Raw genomic sequence first — 1,090 nt, forward strand, 5'->3', positions numbered from 1 at the left:
TAACCTGGTCCGGCGTCTGCAGATGCAGGCGAGCCAGGTGTGGCGCTTCATTGCCGATCACCGGGTACCGTTCGACAACAACCAGGCCGAACGCGATATCCGCATGCCCAAGCTCAAACAGAAAATCTCAGGGTGTTTCCGTGCGGTATCAGGCATGGAAGCGTTCTGCACGATCCGCTCCTACCTTGCCAGTCTGCGCAAACAGAACCGTTCGCTGATCGATGCGCTGGCTTTGGGCTTCGCCGGATTCGTCGTTTCGCCGCTTCCGGCTGCTGAATAGTTACGCCGCCGCAAAGAAAAGTAGGCAAAAGAAAGCGGCTCAAACCACTAATGCTAAGTGGGAACCGTGGCCTGCAAGTGGTAGTGGCTCCGTAGAATCCGGGCCCCCACAAGTTCCAGCCGGAGTGACTAAGGGCTCATCAGCTCCCACTCCGCACTGCGTGCGTCGCGGACGGGTCTGCCAGGGAAACCAGGGGCTTCGTTCAAAGGCCGTGGGGCGTCGGCTTCGCCGCGGCGAAGTACTCCGATATTTAATCGCAATTCGCGCTAGCGATTCAACTGAACTTCACGTCATCAGACCTTATAGATCGCACGCGCGAAAAGGCGACCGTCGGTTTTATGAAGCACTCTTCGGCGCGCGCAGCGCCGCCGGAAGTATGACGCCTTTGTCACTAAGGCTGAATGTGCGAGAACACAGATTCCAGATGCACCACTACCCCCTCCGAGCCAGGAGACCTGCTTAGCAGGAGTGGTTTGAGCCGCTTTCTTTTGCCTACTTTTCTTTGCGGCAGGTGTATAGACCGGGGACATGATTGACATACGTGCGGGGACATCATTGACACTTTATGGTCAGTGATTTTCGCTCCTCAGGTCAAGGGTGAGGATGCGATGATGGGCAAACCAGAATTCAAATACGCCGTCTTCTCCCGGCTTTGCGCGAGCCGCGACTGGCAATCCATAGAGTGCCTTGGAGACCTTCAGGTGCCGTCCCTCAAAGCGTAACTGGCCATTTGCCTTGACCCGCAGCACCACGTCGCCAGGTCCGTACTCCGGCTCCTGCAGGATCGATGGATAGGCCCGGGGACTGGGC

General features: G+C 57.4%; 1 protein-coding gene and 1 pseudogene. One reads left to right on the forward strand and one right to left on the reverse strand.

What is annotated here, in order from left to right:
- The coding region (locus HHL24_RS43450; RefSeq protein ID WP_169491347.1) for an IS66 family transposase at positions 1-280 on the forward strand (280 nt) is incomplete at its 5' end.
- Positions 281-849: 569 nt separating this feature from the next.
- On the opposite strand, the pseudogene HHL24_RS43455 reads toward HHL24_RS43450, so the two are convergent.
- Positions 850-1,090 (reverse strand): annotated as a pseudogene (locus HHL24_RS43455) (IS481 family transposase); the annotation flags it as partial.

It is taken from the genome of Paraburkholderia polaris (genome assembly GCF_012927345.1).
Lineage (GTDB): Bacteria > Pseudomonadota > Gammaproteobacteria > Burkholderiales > Burkholderiaceae > Paraburkholderia > Paraburkholderia polaris.